13 protein-coding genes, 1 tRNA gene and 1 pseudogene are annotated in these 18397 nt (G+C 42.8%); 14 read left to right on the forward strand and 1 reads right to left on the reverse strand.

What is annotated here, in order from left to right; translation table 11 throughout:
- Positions 1-36 precede the first annotated feature (36 nt).
- On the reverse strand, positions 37-900 hold the full coding sequence (gene dat / locus FFL34_RS13530) for a D-amino-acid transaminase (RefSeq protein WP_138603879.1): 864 nt from the start codon (positions 898-900) through the stop codon (positions 37-39).
- 142 nt (positions 901-1042) lie between these two features.
- On the opposite strand from dat, the gene FFL34_RS13535 reads away from it, so the two are divergent.
- From FFL34_RS13535 to FFL34_RS13600, 14 genes and pseudogenes are all read left to right on the forward strand, one after another.
- Positions 1043-1732, forward strand: a complete 690-nt coding sequence (locus FFL34_RS13535) for a Crp/Fnr family transcriptional regulator (RefSeq protein ID WP_138603880.1) — start codon at positions 1043-1045, stop codon at positions 1730-1732.
- Between the two features lie 421 nt (positions 1733-2153).
- A tRNA-Gly gene (locus tag FFL34_RS13540) sits at positions 2154-2227 on the forward strand.
- 149 nt (positions 2228-2376) lie between these two features.
- Positions 2377-4082 (forward strand): annotated as a pseudogene (locus tag FFL34_RS13545) (ABC-ATPase domain-containing protein).
- A 26-nt stretch (positions 4083-4108) separates the two neighbouring features.
- A complete protein-coding gene (gene queG, locus FFL34_RS13550) occupies positions 4109-5251 on the forward strand; it encodes a tRNA epoxyqueuosine(34) reductase QueG (RefSeq protein ID WP_138603881.1) in 1143 nt (380 codons plus the stop codon).
- 27 nt (positions 5252-5278) lie between these two features.
- Positions 5279-5791 carry a methylated-DNA--[protein]-cysteine S-methyltransferase gene (locus FFL34_RS13555; RefSeq protein WP_138603882.1) on the forward strand — a complete coding sequence of 171 codons (513 nt, stop codon included), beginning with the start codon at positions 5279-5281 and terminating at the stop codon, positions 5789-5791.
- A gap of 66 nt (positions 5792-5857) precedes the next feature.
- On the forward strand, positions 5858-6706 hold the full coding sequence (locus FFL34_RS13560; RefSeq protein WP_138603883.1) for an amidase domain-containing protein: 849 nt from the start codon (positions 5858-5860) through the stop codon (positions 6704-6706).
- A gap of 54 nt (positions 6707-6760) precedes the next feature.
- Positions 6761-7234 (forward strand): tRNA (cytidine(34)-2'-O)-methyltransferase, encoded by a 474-nt coding sequence (locus FFL34_RS13565; RefSeq protein WP_138603884.1) that lies wholly within the window; start codon positions 6761-6763, stop codon positions 7232-7234.
- A gap of 559 nt (positions 7235-7793) precedes the next feature.
- The gene (locus FFL34_RS13570; RefSeq protein ID WP_138603885.1) at positions 7794-10661 is read left to right on the forward strand and encodes a 2-oxoglutarate dehydrogenase E1 component; all 2868 of its coding nucleotides are present in this window, start codon (positions 7794-7796) and stop codon (positions 10659-10661) included.
- On the forward strand, positions 10648-11907 hold the full coding sequence (odhB, locus tag FFL34_RS13575; RefSeq protein WP_138603886.1) for a 2-oxoglutarate dehydrogenase complex dihydrolipoyllysine-residue succinyltransferase: 1260 nt from the start codon (positions 10648-10650) through the stop codon (positions 11905-11907). The genes FFL34_RS13570 and odhB overlap by 14 nt, the downstream gene beginning before the upstream one ends.
- A gap of 247 nt (positions 11908-12154) precedes the next feature.
- The gene (locus FFL34_RS13580; RefSeq protein ID WP_138603887.1) at positions 12155-13345 is read left to right on the forward strand and encodes a NupC/NupG family nucleoside CNT transporter; all 1191 of its coding nucleotides are present in this window, start codon (positions 12155-12157) and stop codon (positions 13343-13345) included.
- A gap of 240 nt (positions 13346-13585) precedes the next feature.
- Positions 13586-14665, forward strand: coding sequence for an undecaprenyldiphospho-muramoylpentapeptide beta-N-acetylglucosaminyltransferase (locus FFL34_RS13585; protein ID WP_138603888.1), 1080 nt, complete (start codon positions 13586-13588; stop codon positions 14663-14665).
- Between the two features lie 478 nt (positions 14666-15143).
- Complete coding sequence (locus tag FFL34_RS13590; RefSeq protein WP_138603889.1) at positions 15144-16151, forward strand: ABC transporter substrate-binding protein; 1008 nt, start codon at positions 15144-15146, stop codon at positions 16149-16151.
- Positions 16152-16217: 66 nt separating this feature from the next.
- A complete protein-coding gene (locus FFL34_RS13595; RefSeq protein WP_138603890.1) occupies positions 16218-17075 on the forward strand; it encodes an ABC transporter permease in 858 nt (285 codons plus the stop codon).
- A complete protein-coding gene (locus FFL34_RS13600) occupies positions 17075-18283 on the forward strand; it encodes a quaternary amine ABC transporter ATP-binding protein (protein WP_138603891.1) in 1209 nt (402 codons plus the stop codon). Before FFL34_RS13595 ends, FFL34_RS13600 begins: the two co-directional genes overlap by 1 nt.
- Positions 18284-18397: the final 114 nt, after the last annotated feature.

The following is an 18397-nucleotide window of genomic DNA, read 5'->3' on the forward strand; positions in this document are numbered from 1 at the left end:
TATAAAATAAAAAAGCCCTTTGCAAAGGCAAAAGGCTCACATGACCGTTTGACTGACGGCTGCATCCTGCTCATATGTTGCTTGGAGTTGTCTGGTGATGCTTCCTGGTTTTCCATCGTTAATCTGGTTTTCGTCGACCATGATGACTGGCATGATTTCAGAGGTACTGCTTGATAGAAATAACTCATCGGCGTCCAGGATGTCATCGGTTGTGAATGCTTTTTCGACAAACGGAATGGCTAAATAACTTGCGAATTCTTCCACCCGCATGCGGACACAGCCGTGTAGAATGGCTCTTGTTGCTGGGTGGGTGTAGATAGTACCGTCTTTTACAAGATACACATTTGATGAACTGCCCTCTGTCACTATGCCATCTTTTTGGAAAAGTGCCTCATAGCAGCCATTTTCCTGCGCTGCCTGCTTAGCCAGGACATTTGGCAAAAGATTCAAACTTTTAATATAGCAGTTTTCCCAGCGAGTATCACGTTGTGTAATGACGGAAACGCCGTTGGTTAGCTGTTCTGTTTTACGCGGCATATCCTGCACATAAGCATAAACATTTGCAGGAACGTCCCCGGGAAATGCATGTGTGCGTGGCGCTGAACCACGAGTTGCTTGCAGATAAATAATACCATCTGAGGTCATTTTATTCTGGCTGAGCAATTCTATTAATAGGTTCATAACTTTCTGTTTGGAAAATGGCAAGTTTAGCCTGATGGCCTCGGCAGATCGGAATAAACGGTCGACATGTTCTGTAAGTAAATAACTGGTTCCTGCGTAGATACGGATCACTTCATAGATTCCATCACCAAATTGCAGTCCACGCTCCTCAAATGGATATGTCAGCTTATCGCGGTGAATAAAACTGGTTTGTGATAGTGTAATAGGGTAGACAGACAACGCATTCGCCTCCTTCAAATGTAACGTTATTTTATACGCTTCATAAGAATCTGTAAAGCAGTAAATTTTTGTGATAAATATCACGCTATAACGTTTTACTTTCCTGTATAATGGATATAGGATACTGAAGGAGCGTGCAAATATGGAACCTATTTTACAACGGCTTAAGCAAGAAGAACGTGATTTGCTTATGAGATATTCTGAACCGGTGACTTTCCGGAAACATGCTAACATCTTTGAGGAAAAAAACCCTGCCAATTATTTATATTTTATAGCAAAAGGAATTATTCAGGTATTTAAAACCGTTGGACCTAACAGACATCTAACCGTTTTTACACGTGGCGAGAATGATGGAATTGGTGAAATAGGCGTCTTTGGAGGAGGCAGTTATTCGCATACAGCCCAGGCAATGGAAGGAAGTGAGCTGTATGCCCTTGAACGGGGAACTGCAGAAAAGCTTTTATCTGAAAATGGTGGGCTGAGCCTCCACTTTTTGCGTTGGCTTGCAGAATCACTGGATGCAAGCAAGGCTAAACTCCGTGATTATATAGCATTTGGGTCGGAAGGGGCAGTTGCATCGTTTTTTGTACGATATGCAAATATGTATGGAGTCGTTACGCCTGATGGCATTCGGATGACGGAGCCACTTGTTATACAGGATATCAGCAAACACATTGCCATATCCAGGGAAACTGTCAGTCGAATCGTAAACAAATGGAAAAAACAAGGCGTTATTGGAAATGATGGCAAGTATTTTCTGTTAAAGGATATGACTTATTTTAAACGACTACTTGCCTGTGATCAATGTGGTGTAGAGAACTGTGTGCTGTGAATGGAAGTCGTTGAAACGGCCGACAGTCTTCCGAGAGCGCCTCTCAAGACCATTCTGGCGCCTAAATTGGTGGAAAAAGGTTTCGAGAGCGCTTCTCAAGGCCATTTCACCGCCTAAATTGGTGGAAAAAGGTTTCGAGAGCGCTTCTCAAGGCCATTTCGCCGCCTAAATTGGTGGAAAAAGGTTTCGAGAGCGCTTCTCAAGGCCATTTCACCGCCTAAATTGGTGGAAAAAGGTTTCGAGAGCGCTTCTCTCAAGGCCATTTCACCGCCTAAATTGGTGGAAAAAGGTTTCGAGAGCGCTTCTCTCAAGGCCGTTTTGCCCTTCATACAAAAAAATTAAAATAGTTATTGATACCTTTTCTTTAAAGTGGTATACTATATTCTGTTCCGACAAAAAAAGACAAAGTTACATATTTTATGCGGGTGTAGTTTAGTGGTAAAACCTCAGCCTTCCAAGCTGATGTCGTGGGTTCGATTCCCATCACCCGCTCCATACATAGAAGTCCTAACGCAGTGTTTCGCAGTATCCGAAGCATTGCGTTTTTTCATTGGATTTCCTATGTTGGCTTATCCGCTACACTTGAAACTGTCATTGCTACCATGTATTCTGAATTTGACACTATCAGTAATTGAGGGGTTTTTATGAAGAAGTTAATGCAGACATTGCAGCAAATTGATGGAAAAGGTTATAAAGCGTATAAAAGTATTCAAGGACACTATAAATTTTCCGATTTCGATTTATATATTGATTATGTTCAGGGAGATCCGTTTGCAGCGCCATCCAAAATTCGGGTGGTCATACCTAATAGAAAACGACCACTAAAGGAAAGCTGGTTTGCTTCGTATGTGCGGGAGATTGCAACTGAGGATATTCTTGCCCGTAAAGTAGGAGCGGCCATTGCGAAAGGGAATTTTTCTATTAAAGGATCCGGGAAAAGCGGCAATATTCAGTTTGACCGTCCGGGCCAGGAAGTGTTGGAGCGGAGTGCAGTCCAGGCTGATTCCAAGTCGATTACTGTATGCATTTCGGTTGGCTTGCCGGCAAACGGGCGGAAGATTAATGGCAGAGAAGCCGAGAAACTGTTTACAAAAGCTATTCCTGCCATCTTGCAATCTTCTATTTTTTCCATAACAGATGATGAAATAGAAGCCGCTGTACAATTGGCTGATCAGCAAGAAGTAATTAGAAAGGAAATGCGCAATAATGATTGGATTGCGTTTATTGCCAATGGGTCTGTGCTGCCAAGGGAGAGCGGTGTTAGCAATAGACCACTAAAAAAGGCCATACCGTTTCACAGCCCTAAGGAAAATGAGGTAGAGATTCAAGTACCGCACCGGGCTGAACCAATAGTCGGGATGGCTATCAAAAAAGGCATTACATTAATAGCCGGCGGTGGCTATCATGGCAAGAGCACGATACTGGAAGCGATTGAACGCGGCGTGTATTTCCATACAAATGGTGACGGGCGCGAATATGTACTAACCGATCCGGACGCTGTGAAAATTCGGGCGGAAGATGGACGGCAAGTTACAGGTGTCAACATTTCACCATTTATCAATAATCTTCCGCACCGGCAGGATACGCACTTCTTTTCGACTGAAAATGCCAGTGGAAGTACCTCACAGGCTGCGAACGTAATGGAGGCACTGGAGGCTGGTGCTACAACCTTGCTTATTGATGAAGATACCAGTGCCACAAACTTTATGATTCGCGATGAGCGCATGCAGCAACTCGTGCATAAGGATAAAGAGCCGATTACACCATTCATTGATAAGATTAAGCAAATGCGTGATCAGCTGGATGTTTCCACTATCCTCGTCATGGGGGATCGGGTGATTACTTTGATGTTGCTGATAAAGTCATCATGATGGAGGCGTATGTCCCTTATGATGTGACAGATCAGGCAAAGTCGATTGTATCAGCCAGTCCGATTAATCGGGAGTCAATGGAGGATGAATCATTCGGCACGATCAGCAATCGGACTTTCCAGCAGCAATCGTTGCAGACGAGGAAAGGAAATAAGTCGAAAACCCAGGCTAAAGGGCTGACGACGATTGTCATGGGGCGGTCAGATATAACGTTTCATGACACCGAGCAGCTTGTAGATGCTTCCCAGACAAGAATGATTGCGGAAATCATCCAATACCTGGACCGGTCTAATGCGCTAGGGGGAAAGACACTTCATCGTCTGCTTGATGATATCGAACAGCAAATGAATGAACAGGGGCTCGCGTCATTCACCGTGTTCAAAGACCAGCACCCCGGTGATATTGCACGTCCGCGCAGGTATGAGATTGCCGCAGTGTTAAACAGAATGCGCACGGCTTCAATTAAACAGACACACTGACATCAAGAGAAAAGGGAGGCAAAACAATGAATACCCAGCAGCTTAAGCAGGAAATCATTGATTACAGCAAAGAAATCGGGATCGACAAAATTGGATTTGCCTCAGCAGATGTATTTGAAGGGCTAAAAGAACGGCTGAAACGTCAGCAGTCGCTTGGATACCAATCCGGTTTTGAAAAGGGATCGGTGGAGGAGCGGACAGAACCGGATCGTCTGCTGCCGGAAGCAAAGTCGATTATATCCATTGCCCTTGCTTACCCTTCCCGGATTAAAAATGGACCAAAAAGTACCAAAGAAGAGCGGCGTGGTGTATTTTGCCGTGCTTCCTGGGGGGTGGATTACCATAAAGTATTACGGGACAAGCTTGAAAAACTTTCCGCCTTCATTGTGGACAAGATACCGGAGGCAAGTACAAAAGTCATGGTTGATACCGGTGAATTATCTGACCGTGCTGTTGCAGAAAGAGCCGGAATCGGATTCAGTGGAAAAAATACGGCTATCATCACGCCGGAATTCGGTTCGTATGTTTATCTCGGTGAGTTGATTACAAATATCCCGTTTGTACCAGACACCCCGCTGGAAGATGGCTGTGGTTCCTGCACTAAATGCCTGGATGCCTGTCCGACCGGTGCCCTTGTGCAAGGCGGACAGCTTAATGCCCAGCGCTGTCTTGCGTTTCTAACCCAAACAAAAGACTTTTTACCGGATGAATTCCGCCCGAAAATCGGTAACTTCATCTATGGGTTTGATACGTGTCAAGTCGTATGCCCGTATAACAAACATGTCGACTTTCACAACCATCCGGAATTTGAGCCGGAGCCTGATGTTGCTAAACCAAAGCTGAAACCGATGCTCAGAATTTCAAACCGGGAATTCAAAGCGACGTTTGGCCATATCGCCGGCTCGTGGCGCGGTAAGAAACCACTACAGCGAAATGCGCTGATTGCACTTGGACATTACAAAGATAAGACGGCTGTCGATGAAGTAATCGCTGTTATGAACAATGATCCGCGTCCGGTGATTCGTGGTACAGCTGCATGGTCACTTGGAAAGATTGGGACAGATGATGGATTTGTTGCAATCAAGGAAGCCATGGACAAGGAGACGGATGAGCAAGTACTAGCCGAAATGGAAAAAGGGCTGGCATTTAAAGAGACGCCAGCCACCTAGCAATTCTGAGGGGAAGCGGTTTTTGTTATGACACTTTATTATGATCAAATAGACACACCAATTGGGACCATGTTCGTTGTTAGCAATGGGAAAGCAATTGTACGGATTGATTATGGTTCATTACGCTTGATGAATAACAAGCTGGCATCGTGGTTAAAACGGTATTTTCCGGATAGCAGGTTAGTCCATAGCCCGGAGCAGGTGAAGCAGGCCAAACATGAACTTCTGGAATATTTTCAAGGTACACGAAAGACATTTTCGTTTCCTTTCAGTTTTTACGGAACACCATTTCAGACACAAGTTTGGCAGGCGCTTTTCAACCTTCTTACGTATGGGGAAACGACTGCGTATAAAGATATTGCACAAGCAATCGGCAACCCTAAAGCGGTGCGTGCTGTAGGGGGTGCCGTCAATAAAAATCCGATATCGATTGTGGTTCCGTGCCACCGTGTAGTAGGTGCGAACGGAAAAATGGTTGGTTACGGCGGCGGACTGGATAAGAAGGAGTTTTTGCTGACGCTGGAAAAAAATCATGAATAACAACTGCTGCAATTAGTGCTTTGGACAATCATTCTCTCCATACATTAGTATTGGAGGGGATTTTTTATGGAAGAAATAAAAGATGTGTGGGTGCAGTTTTTCCAATCGGAGCGCAATGATCAAATGAATTGGTGGCAACGTAAAAAAGAAGTGTACCGGGACCGGGGAGCAGAGATTGTTCGTGTTAGTGGTAAGGGGCAGGCATTCGAAACAATTAGGTATGATAATCGGACAGAATGCCAATATTTGCTGCATATGTCATTTTTGATTAAACAAGGCGATCATTTTATTAGGGAGGAGCAAGTGATTCCGCTTCGATTCCAGTTGGAAGATGGGCAAGTCACCGAACATCGCAGGACTGAAATGACTTCTCCAAAAGAAACAACACATCCCAGTATAAACGCCACGGGAGGTCATCGGTCACAACAGCGGTTTTCCTACGACCGGCGTGCAGCTGTCCAGTATGCTGAACGGTGGTGGAACAGTTACAATCCGGCATACAGGACGTTTGATGTCGACTGCACCAATTACGTATCACAATGCATGCGAGCTGGAGGTGCTCCTATGCGCGGAGCCCCTGATCGTAGCAATGGCTGGTGGTATAAGGATGACAATTGGAGTTACAGCTGGGCAGTGGCACATTCATTACGTTGGTATTTGAGCGGTTCTACTACAGGGTTAAAAGGCAAAGAATTGGAGTCGGCAAGTGAACTTATTCCCGGTGATATTATTTGCTATGATTTTGAAGGTGATGGCAGATGGGATCATAATACGATTGTTGTAGCAAAAGATGCGGATGGCATGCCGCTTGTCAATGCGCATACAAACAACAGTCGCCACAGATATTGGTCATACGAAGACTCACTCGCTTGGACATCAGATACACGATATAAATTTTTCCGGATAGGTGAGTAATGGTATAATAATAGCGTTGCTTGAAAAGTTTAATGAGGAAAGAGGAGAATAATCGTGAGTCTGCATATTGTTCTATACCAGCCAGAAATACCCGCGAACACAGGGAATATTGCCAGGACTTGCTTGGGAACCGGTGCAACGTTGCACTTGGTTCGTCCGTTGGGTTTCTCAACTAGTGATAAAATGGTTCGTCGTGCGGGCTTGGACTACTGGCAGTCCGCTGATGTCCGGGAACATGATTCCATTGAGGACGTATATGCCAATTACCCAAATGGCACATTCTATTATATTGAAAACGTTGGTTCTAATTATTATGCCGATTATGACTTCAGCAATCCCGAAACGGATATGCTGTTTGTATTCGGCCGGGAAGGTTCCGGATTTCCACCGGATTTTCTGGTAGGGAAAGAGGAGCAATGTTTACGGATTCCAATGCGTGATCAAATACGATCATTGAATTTGTCGAATTCGGCTGCTATTATTATTTTTGAAGTGTTGCGGCAACAAGGTTTTCCGGGAATGGCTTAGTTTATCGTGTCATGCAAAAAGGTGAATCCTTTATTAGTGGGGGTTTTTCTACTATTCGTTTCACCTCTTGAGGCTATCATAGGTTTTTTGTTCTATATGTAATAAAGAAGCATCGGCTGATATGCCGATGCTTTCTTATTACCCGGGAGATGATCGATTTCGTTTGGTCTCTTTTACTGGTTCTTTTTAGGTACCCCTGGTTTTGCTTCATATCCTGAAGTGAAACAGGAAACGAGGAAAGTTATGATGACGCCTATTATTAATGCAAGCTTCAAGGAACACCCTCCTTTTTATGCTTCGTAAACGTATGTGTTCACATCTTAGTATGTCTTTATTATACAGAATTATAGCTAGGATGTGAACTACAATCCTATTGTTTGTCAAATTGTCATATTATACGAATTGTTTTATTTTTAAAACTCCCTTATCACTTATTGTTTATGCCCGTAAAATAGAGTATATTAGTTGATGAACATGAAGCAGAGGTCTATAATAAAGATGGATATGAAAGGCCGTTACATAACGGGGATAAAGTTATCTTCTAATGGGGGTTTTAGACGTGGCACAAAGTGAAGAATCCCAAGAAAGATTCTGGGAGAGTTTTCATGGTCCAAACATGGGTTATATTGAGGAACAGTATGAATTATACAAGGAGAACCCGGCAGCAGTAGATTCTTCATTGAAGGAACTGTTTGACAAACATGGTGCCCCTGACCATGTACGTCGTGAAAAGGGATCTTCCCAACAAGTTACGCAATCGGGGCCAGCAATAGGAGATGTCAAAAAGCTAACCTCAGCAATGAAACTTGTTGAGGCTATTCGTCGTTTTGGGCATATGGAATCCGACATTTACCCGGTAGGACGAGACGAACGGGAAACGAATTTAGTCAAGCCGGAGACATATGGATTGACGGAAGCGGATTTACGGAGTATACCTGCTTCCTGGCTTTGGGAGCAAGCGCCAAGTGGTGTTGATGATGGATTAGAGGTTATCGAGCGGCTAAAAGCGCTATATTCCGGTACGATTACGTTTGAATACGACCATGTTAATAATGATGACGAACGGGCATGGCTTCTGGATTATATTGAATCAGCCAGGTTTAATAAAGGGGTTACTGATGACAAGAAGACGGAACTCTTACGGCGTTTGATAGAGGTAGAGAATTTTGAGGAATTTTTGCAGAAAACGTTCGTCGGTCAGAAGCGGTTTTCCATTGAAGGCCTGGCATCAATGGTCCCAATGCTTGACGAGGTAGTTAAAAATTCCATTGATGATAATATCGAACATATTATGATGGGAATGGCCCACCGTGGACGACTCAGTGTGTTGGCACATGTGTTGGGTAAACCGTTTGACAAAATATTTTCCGAATTCCATCACTCGCCTGATAAAGAACTAATCCCTTCAGAGGGCTCAACAGGCATTAACTATGGCTGGACAGGTGATGTGAAGTATCACTTTGGTGCAACAAAAGATGTGAAAGAAGAGAATAACCCATCAGGGACACGGATTACACTTGCCAACAACCCATCTCACTTAGAGTTTGTCAATCCGGTTGTTGAAGGATTTGCGCGTGCAGCCCAAGATGATCGTTACCAGAAAGGTTATCCCAGCCAGGATTTCAAAAAGGCACTGCCGGTACTTATTCATGGTGATGCAGCGTTCATCGGGGAAGGCGTTGTTGCCGAAACATTGAATTTCAAAGGACTTCCGGGCTATCAAACAGGTGGAACACTTCATATTATTGCCAACAATCTTCTTGGCTACACAACTGATCAGCAAGATGGACGCTCCACTCGCTATGCAAGTGATTTAGCCAAAGGGTTTGAAATTCCGATCATTCACGTGAATGCTGATGATCCGGTTGCATGTGTTTCTGCAATAACTATTGCCTATGAATATCGTCAAAAGTTCCATAAAGATTTTTTAATTGATTTAGTCGGTTACCGTCGTTATGGTCATAATGAAATGGATGAACCAAGAGCAACACAGCCGAAACTATATCAAGATATTGACAACCGCTTGACATCAGCAGAAGTCTTTGCAGAAAAGCTGGAACAAGAAAATGTTATTGAAGCGAATGAATGGAAGAAGATGAAAGATCAGGTAACAGCCAACTTAAGAGAAGTTTATGAAAACATGAAAGAAAACGATAGTGGCGACGCCGAAGCTAAACGGATGCCTAAAGCTTTAACAAACGGGCTGGACCAGTTCGATACATCGATCCCATTGGAAAAATTAAAGAAATTGAACAAAGATATGCAAAATCGTCCTGAAGGCTTTACGGTATTCAGGAAGTTGGAGCGAATTCTAAAGCGACGTGAGAATGTCCTTGAAGAAGGGAATAAAGCGGACTGGGGTGCCGGTGAGGCCTTAACCTATGCGTCCATTTTAAATGATGGCATCCCAATCCGCTTGACCGGCCAGGACACAGAGCGCGGTACGTTTGCACACAGACACATGGTCCTCCACGATGCCGAAACAGGGGATAGATACAGCCCGCTGCATGGACTTGAGGACACCCAAGCTTCCTTTGATATTCGCAACAGCCCGCTTTCAGAAGCAGGTGTTTTAGGATTTGAATATGGTTATAGTGTTCAGGCACCTAATACACTTGTTATCTGGGAAGCACAGTTTGGTGATTTTGCAAATGCGGCGCAAGTGATATTTGACCAATTCATTTCAGCAGCACGCGCGAAATGGGGTGACAAGTCCAACCTCGTTATGCTATTGCCGCATGGATATGAAGGACAAGGACCAGAGCATTCCAGTGCACGCCTGGAGCGTTTCTTGCAGCTTGCAGCGGAGAATAACCTGATTGTTGCTAATGTGACATCATCAGCGCAATTCTTCCATCTGATTCGTCGGCAGGCAGCTATGCGCGGTAGAGAGGAAGCACGGCCGCTTGTCTTAATGACTCCGAAAAGCCTATTGCGTAATCAGCGGGTTGCATCGGAAGCGAAAGAATTTACAGAAGGCAAGTTTGAACCGCTGCGGAATCAGCCAAATTTAAAGGTGAGCAAGAAGAATGCCAAGCGCTTAGTTATTGGTAGCGGTAAAGTAATGGTGGATATTGAAGAGGCAATTGCCAATGCGGATGAAAAATTCGACTGGTTGCGCGTTCTACGGTTGGAGCAAATTTATCCATTCCCTGCAAAACAGCTTGAAAAAGAACTAAAAGAGCTTCCGAACCTGGAAGAGATTGTCTGGGTGCAGGAAGAGCCGCAAAACATGGGCAGCTGGAATTTTGTGAATGATCATTTACGAGAATTGCTGCAAGAGGGACAGACACTGCGTTACATCGGTCGCCCGCGTCGAGCATCACCTGCTGTAGGAGAACCAAATGTAGACAAAACAGAACAGAAACAAATTATTCAGAAGGCAATCAACCCGTCAGAAGGAGGAGATTCCAGTGAACGAAATTAAGATTCCGGAACTTGCCGAATCGATTACAGAAGGTACTATTTCCGAGTGGCTTGTTAAAAAAGGTGATAAGGTTGAAAAGGGCGATCCGGTCGTCGAGCTGGAGACCGACAAAGTAAACGTAGAAGTGAACACGGACTACGCTGGCGTTATTACAGAAATTGTTTGTGATGAAGGTGATGATGTGGAAGTAGGTGACGTCATTGCCAAAGTGGATGAAAATGGGGAAGCTGGTGCTGATGCAGCGGGTGCCTCTGATGACACGGCAAACGAAACTACTGAAACAGAACAAACATCGCAACAGGAGAAAACTACCGCACAAGCGGAAGAAAAATCAGCTGACAATACGGATGTCATTGCCTCTCCTGCCGCCCGTAAACGCGCACGTGAACTAGGTATTGATTTAAGTAAAGTCCAGGCTAATGACCCATTAGGCCGTGTTCGTCCGGAAGATGTTGATACGCATGCAAAAGGGGCTAATGAGCAAAAAGAGGCAAAACCGGCTAAAAAAGAAGAACCAAAACAATCGGAGAAAACAACATTCGATAAGCCGGTTGAGCGGGTGAAAATGTCTCGTCGTCGTCAAACGATTGCTAACCGTCTTGTCAATGTGCAGCAGGAAGCAGCTATGCTGACAACGTTCAATGAAGTGGATATGTCAGCAATCATGAAATTGCGCAGTCAGCGGAAAGAAAGCTTCATGCAGAAGCATGATATTAAATTAGGCTTTATGTCTTTCTTTACAAAGGCGGTAATTGGTGCATTGAAAGATTTCCCACTGCTGAATGCTGAAATTCAAGGTAACGAACTTGTATTGAAGAAATTCTATGATATTGGAATCGCTGTTTCTACAGAAGAAGGACTTGTCGTACCAGTTGTTCGTGATGCAGACAAGTTAGACTTTGCCGGGGTTGAACGTGAAATTGGTAACCTAGGCAAAAAAGCAATCAATAAACAATTGTCACTTGAAGAACTACAGGGTGGAACATTTACGATTACAAATGGCGGTACATTTGGTTCCATGTTATCAACACCTATTCTTAATTCGCCGCAAGTTGGAATACTTGGTATGCACAACATCCAAAAACGTCCAATGGTTATGCCTGATGATTCGATTGAGGTTCGTCCAATGATGTACCTTGCATTATCTTATGACCATCGGATCGTGGATGGGAAAGAAGCAGTACAATTCCTTGTACGTATTAAGGAACTGCTTGAAGACCCTTACGACTTGCTGCTGGAAGGCTAATAGTTTTTCACAGTAAATATATAACCTCCGCATTGATGAGCAATCTTTGCGGAGGTTTTTTATTAGTTTTTCTTTTAAAGTTTCCTATAACAGGGAACTACTAAGGGAGATGAAAAGATGACTTTGGTAAAATTTTAATTTGCTGGACGTCTGACAACCTGTTATAATAGACCTCGAAAAAAGACGTAATTTGTAAGCAATTTCATGAAAGATGAAATCGCTTCAAATTATTTGGGAGGTAAATCAAGTGGATATTATTTTTGGTATACTAGCAATTATCATTGTATTAGGACTAGCGTATATCATGTCAAATGATAAGAAGAATATTAATTTTAAAGGCATTTCCGTTATGCTGATAGCGCAATTGATTATTACATGGTTTACGTTCAATACGAATATTGGGCGTACCATTATCGATTGGATTTCAGCTGGATTTAACAAATTGATTGAATTTGGTAAAGAAGGTGTGAGCTTTGTCGTCGGTGGCATTCAGGTAGCAGAAGGTGGAAGTGTTTTCTTCTTTAACGTTCTTCTGCTTATTATCTTTTTTTCGACCCTACTTTCTGTGCTTACGTATTTGCGCATCTTGCCACCAGTTATTAAATATTTGGGTGGAATATTGTCGAAAATCACCGGCTTGCCGAAAGTGGAATCATTTAATGCGGTGAACAGCATTTTTTTTGGACAATCAGAGGCTCTACTAGCAGTTAAGACGCAATTTCACCATTTAAATAATAATCGTTTATATATTGTTAGTGCTTCTGCGATGGGATCGGTTTCTGCATCTATTGTTGGATCGTACTTGCAAATACTTCCACCACAGTATGTGCTCGCTGCATTGCCACTAAATATGTTCAGTGCGTTGATTATGGCTTCGGTTATTGCTCCGGTGCGGGTACCTAAAGAAGAAGATGTCGTTGATGTGAAAGATGTGTCCAATGATAAAAGCATTTTTGAAGCGATGAGTAATGGTGCATTGGACGGCGGGAAAATAGCACTCATTGTAGCATCCATGCTAATTGCTTTTATTGCTTCATTAGAATTGGTTAATTGGCTCATTCAGTTCATTTTCGCGGGTGTAACACTACAGGAGATACTTGGATATATTATTGCGCCTATTGGCATTCTAATGGGAATTTCTCCGGGTGAAGTCATCGAGGCTGGTGGTGTCATGGGTACTAAAATCGTCACCAATGAATTCGTTGCCATGCTTGAATTCAAGGAAATGTTTGGATCAATGACCGAGAAAACAGTAGGTATCGTCTCCGTATTCCTTACAAGCTTTGCAAACTTTTCATCGATTGGCATCATTGCAGGAACTGTCCAGGGTATCGACAGTGAAAAAGCGGTACATGTGTCCGGCTTCGGAATGAAGTTGTTAATCGGTGCAACGCTGGCATCGATTCTTTCCGCGACCATTGCGGGACTGTTTCTTTAGAGGATGTTTTTGCCCACTGTACTCCCATAGATAACTCAGTTCCTGTTTTAATCGTGCAAGAATCGCCTTCATAGTGGGCGATTCTTTTTTTGATAGACAAGGTGAATACATTTTTGCACGGTGTTCATGCATAATTCTCTTCCTTTCTATATAATTTTGCATTAGGATGGAAGAAGCAGTATGAGTCCAAAATTATCATACCGTTTTACATCATGCTGTGAAAGAAGGAGTGCTTGGCAGATGAAACTAAAAAGAATTATGTTTACTGGCGGGGGTACTGCCGGTCATGTCATTGTCAATCTAGCCCTTATTCCAGTGTTTCAGAAACAGGGCTGGGAAATTGATTATATAGGTTCTAAACAAGGTATCGAACGCAGACTGATTGAATCGCTGGATGGTGTTACGTATCATCCTATTTCAACTGGTAAACTTCGCCGCTACATATCAAAGGAAAATGTAAAAGATCCGTTCAAAGTATTAAAAGGAGCGATGCAATCATGGCGCATTATTGGAAAACGTAAGCCATCGGTCATTTTTTCCAAAGGTGGCTTTGTTTCCGTGCCAGTTATCATGGCGGCAAAAGTGCGAGGGGTACCAGCAGTTATTCACGAATCTGATTTCACACCAGGACTTGCTAATAAGCTGGCAATCCCATTTGCGAAACAAGTGCTGGCCACGTTTCCAGAAACAATGGACTATCTTCCGGAAAAAAAGGCAGAATATGTAGGTGCAGTTATACGGGATGAGCTCTTTGAAGGGGATAAAGCCCGAGGATTAGAAATGTGCGGATTTACAAAAACAAGACCTGTTCTGCTTATCATGGGCGGAAGCGGTGGGTCCGAAAAAATTAACAACACCGTCCGGGAAAGCCTTCCACAGTTATTACCCGAATTTCAGATTGCCCATATTTGTGGTTCAGGTAAAACAGATCCCTCCGTTGAACAAACTGGTTACATTCAATTTGAATACGTGAATGAGGAATTAAAGGATTTGTTTGCCGCAGCTGACTTTGTCTTGTCACGTGCTGGTGCAAATGCCATATTTGAATTTCTGGCATTGCGCAAACCCATGCTCTTAATTCCACTGTCCCGAGCGGCAAGCAGGGGAGATCAGATTATTAATGCTAATTCCTTTAAGGAAAAACATTACGCCAATGTACTGCAAGAAGTGGATCTAACGAACGATTCGCTTATTCAGGAATTACATAAGCTGAAAAAACAGGCGCCAGTTATGATTGACCATATGGAGAATTACCATAGTGAAAAGGCGAAAAGTCGTGTGATTGAAATTATTAAGCAAGCTGGCGGACGAAAGCATTGAAATGTTGAAAATGGAATCAGCAAAAAGATTTCAATAAAAGCATAAAAGTGCATTGAAAAATTGTCTCCAATTTATTGGGGGCAGTTTTTTATTAATATCGTTTCATTGTAACGGACGCTCAAAAAAACATTAGTCCTTATGCTAATGTATAAATATTCCAATTATAATAGTTTTGAAAAGTGAAATTGGTAAATATTAATGTTAAATGGAGTATTATGAAAAATAATGCTAGTTTTAGTATGTTATTGTAAATTATTGTTATTATTCCTACGTTAATCGCGATATATCAATGTTTTTGCGGTTTGATGAAAATAGTTCTGTTTATTATGATTAATAGTGTCAAGGTAATCCATTCCACATTGTACTTCTTTTCGTCCATGTCACGATCACCCTTCAGGGACAGTGCTATCCAAGGTGTCATTAGGATACTTTTTGTTTCAGTAATTTTTAAAATAATAAATGACAAAGGGGTAATTAAATGAAGAAAATATTACTATTACTTTCTACTATTGTTTTAGTAGTGTTATCTGCTTGTAGCGGATCCAGCGCTGAAGGTGAATCAGGAAAAGTGGATAAGCTTGTTTTAGCTGATGCAGGCTGGAACAGTATCAGGGTTCACAACTCCATCGCTCAGAAAATCATTGAAGAAGGTTATGGCATTGATACGGAAGTGACACCCGGCTCAACGGCGGCAACCATCCAAGGATTACGGGAAGGCGATATTGACGTTTACATGGAGGTATGGACCGATAACATAAAAGACGTATACGAGGAAGCTATAGAAGCAGGCGATTTTGAGAAGGTATCAGTTAATTTTGATGATAATAATCAGGGATTATATGTTCCTACATACGTCATTGAAGGTGACGAAGAGCGTGGCATCGAACCAATGGCACCGGATTTAAAAACCGTTGAAGATCTGAAGAAATACCCGGAACTATTTGAAGATCCGGCAGAACCGGGAAAAGGACGTTTGATTAATGCACCAAGTGGATGGCAAATCGAAAAAGCAATCACAAAGAAAATGGAATCATACGGGCTAAATGATTCGTTTGTAAACTTTCGTCCAGGATCCGATGCAGCTATTGTCGCATCATTGGCTGACGCATATGGATCCGGTGAACCATGGGTAGGGTATTACTGGTCACCGACTGCCGTGACGGCAAAGTATGATTTAACATTGCTGCAGGAACCAGAATATGATCCTGAAGTATACGAAAAAACAAAAGCAACACAGTCACCGCCTAATGATGTCGTTGTTGCCGTCCATAAAGACATACCTGAAGCGGCGCCCGATGTGGTCGATTTTCTAAAAAACTATGAAACTAGCAGTGCGCTGACCGAAGAAGCATTGGACTATATGAACGACAATGAAGATGCTTCGGCGGAAGAAGCAGCAATGTGGTGGATGAACAAACATGAAGACGTGTGGACTAGCTGGATTCCTGATGACGTGGCCAAAAAAGTCAAGGACGCTATGGAATAATTGTAAAAAGCAGCTGGCCCACTGGCTGGCTGCTTTCCTAATTTTAATAGAAAAAGGTGGGGTTAGATGGATGTTTTTCCGGATATAACATTTAAATTTGGCGATTACATTGAATCCTTTGTAAATTATTTAAACACGACGCTGGATGCGTTGTTTGAGTTTATTTATATCATTTCATCCAATTTTATTAATGGTATTGAACAATTTTTGGTAGGAATGCCATGGTGGTTGTTTATTGTGCTTATTGTGCTACTTGGATGGTATTTCAAAACATTGTCAGCAGGTATTCTTTACGGTGTGTTTATGTTTTTGGTTGGTACGTTTGGGTTATGGGAAGATATGATGACGACAATTGCTATTGTTATGACCGCAGTTATTATTTCTTTGGCACTCGGTATTCCACTTGGGGTATGGATGGCTTTCAGCAAAGGGTTTTCGACGGTCATGCGTCCAATTCTTGATGCGATGCAGACAATGCCGACTTTTGTTTATCTAATTCCTGCTATCTTTTTCTTCGGATTAGGAAATGTTTCCGCCATTTTTGCAACTTTAATTTATGCTATCCCTCCCGTTATTAGGCTTACGGAATTAGCCATCAGGGGCGTTGACCAGGAAGTGATTGAATCAGCCGAATCTTTTGGGTCATCCAGATGGCAAATGCTGTTTAAAATACAGCTCCCACAGGCACTCCCTACGATTATGGCAGGTGTGAATCAGACAACAATGATGGCCCTGGCAATGGTCGTTATAGCATCGATGGTTGGTGCTCAAGGTCTTGGGGAACAAGTGCTGGTTTCCATTAATCAGATTGATATTGCACTTGGTGCTGAAGCTGGTATTAGTATTGTATTCCTTGCCATTATTATTGACCGTGTCTTCGGTGGTCTAGCTGATAAATTTCAAAAGCACAGGAGGGTAAGCTAATGACTGCAAAAGTAAAACTCGAGCATGTATCCAAGATATTTGGACCAAAACCGAAGTCGGTGATTCCCAAGGTGAAAAACGGCATGTCCAAAGATGAAATACTAGCTGAAACAGGCCATACGGTCGGTGTTTATGATGCATCGATGGAGATTTCAGAAGGTGAAATCTTTGTCATCATGGGCCTTTCCGGAAGTGGTAAGTCAACACTTATCCGGTGTTTTAACTTACTGAATAAGCCGACGAACGGTTCCATTTTCATTGATGGAGTAGATATAGTTAAATCCAGCCGTGGACAATTGAAGGAAGTCCGCCAGAAGAAAGTGGCCATGGTATTTCAGCATTTTGGCCTTTTTAATCACCGGACGATTATGGCGAACGTCGAGTACGGTTTGGAAGTACGTAATATTTCAAAAGAAGAACGACGCGAGATTGCCCAAAAAAATATTGAAAGTGTCGGTCTGAAAGGTTATGAAGATAAATACCCAGATGAATTATCTGGTGGTATGCAGCAACGTGTTGGTCTAGCGCGAGCACTTGCCAATGATCCGGATATCCTGTTGATGGATGAGCCCTTTAGTGCATTGGATCCGCTAATCCGACGCGAAATGCAGCTGGAACTCCTGGATATTCAGGAGCGATTGCAAAAGACAATCATCTTTATCACACATGATGTCAACGAAGCATTCAAACTTGGTGACCGGGTAGCTGTAATGAAAGACGGGAAAGTTAATCAGATTGGAACACCAGAGGAGATTATCGAGAATCCTGCGAATGATTATATATCCGATTTCATTCGGGACATCGACCGGTCAAAAGTATTTCAGGCGGAAAACATCATGATCACGCCTAATGCGCTTGTTTCCATGAAAGATGGGGTGCAAGTTGCACGAAAAGAAATGGAGGAAAACGGTATTTCCAGTGTTTTCGTTGTTGATCGTAGTCGTCATGTAAAAGGGATTGTTACCATTGATGATGCGATTAAAGGGATAAAAGAAAAGAAAACACTTCCAGATGTGATGCGCACGGACATCACAATTGTTCAAAAGGATGAGTATGTGAACGACCTGATTACGAAAACACTTGAGTCAAGTTTTCCGTTGGCAGTAGTAAATGAAGAAGATAAATTAGTCGGCTTTATCTTGCGTGTCCACGTTCTGTCGGGACTAGCGGCTGATGATGTTGACGAAACCGTTGAATATCACGGATAATTCTATACAAAAAGCCGGTCTCTAGCAAAAGAGGCCGGCTTTTTGTAACTTGAGGAAGTATAAATTTTCAAAGCCCTTATATAAAGGAAGGAAAAATTTCGATACTTGCTATAA

It is taken from the genome of Lentibacillus cibarius (assembly GCF_005887555.1).
GTDB lineage: Bacteria > Bacillota > Bacilli > Bacillales > Amphibacillaceae > Lentibacillus > Lentibacillus cibarius.

Excerpts from the sequence above, each read along its gene's own strand:
- FFL34_RS13600 (WP_138603891.1), top strand. The coding sequence starts at position 17,075 with ATGACTGCAAAAGTAAAACTCGAGCATGTATCCAAGATATTTGGACCA.
- FFL34_RS13555 (WP_138603882.1), top strand. The coding sequence starts at position 5,279 with ATGACACTTTATTATGATCAAATAGACACACCAATTGGGACCATGTTC.
- FFL34_RS13585 (WP_138603888.1), top strand. The coding sequence starts at position 13,586 with ATGAAACTAAAAAGAATTATGTTTACTGGCGGGGGTACTGCCGGTCAT.
- FFL34_RS13590 (WP_138603889.1), top strand. The coding sequence starts at position 15,144 with ATGAAGAAAATATTACTATTACTTTCTACTATTGTTTTAGTAGTGTTA.
- queG (WP_138603881.1), top strand. The coding sequence starts at position 4,109 with ATGAATACCCAGCAGCTTAAGCAGGAAATCATTGATTACAGCAAAGAA.
- FFL34_RS13535 (WP_138603880.1), top strand. The coding sequence starts at position 1,043 with ATGGAACCTATTTTACAACGGCTTAAGCAAGAAGAACGTGATTTGCTT.
- FFL34_RS13560 (WP_138603883.1), top strand. The coding sequence starts at position 5,858 with ATGGAAGAAATAAAAGATGTGTGGGTGCAGTTTTTCCAATCGGAGCGC.
- FFL34_RS13595 (WP_138603890.1), top strand. The coding sequence starts at position 16,218 with ATGGATGTTTTTCCGGATATAACATTTAAATTTGGCGATTACATTGAA.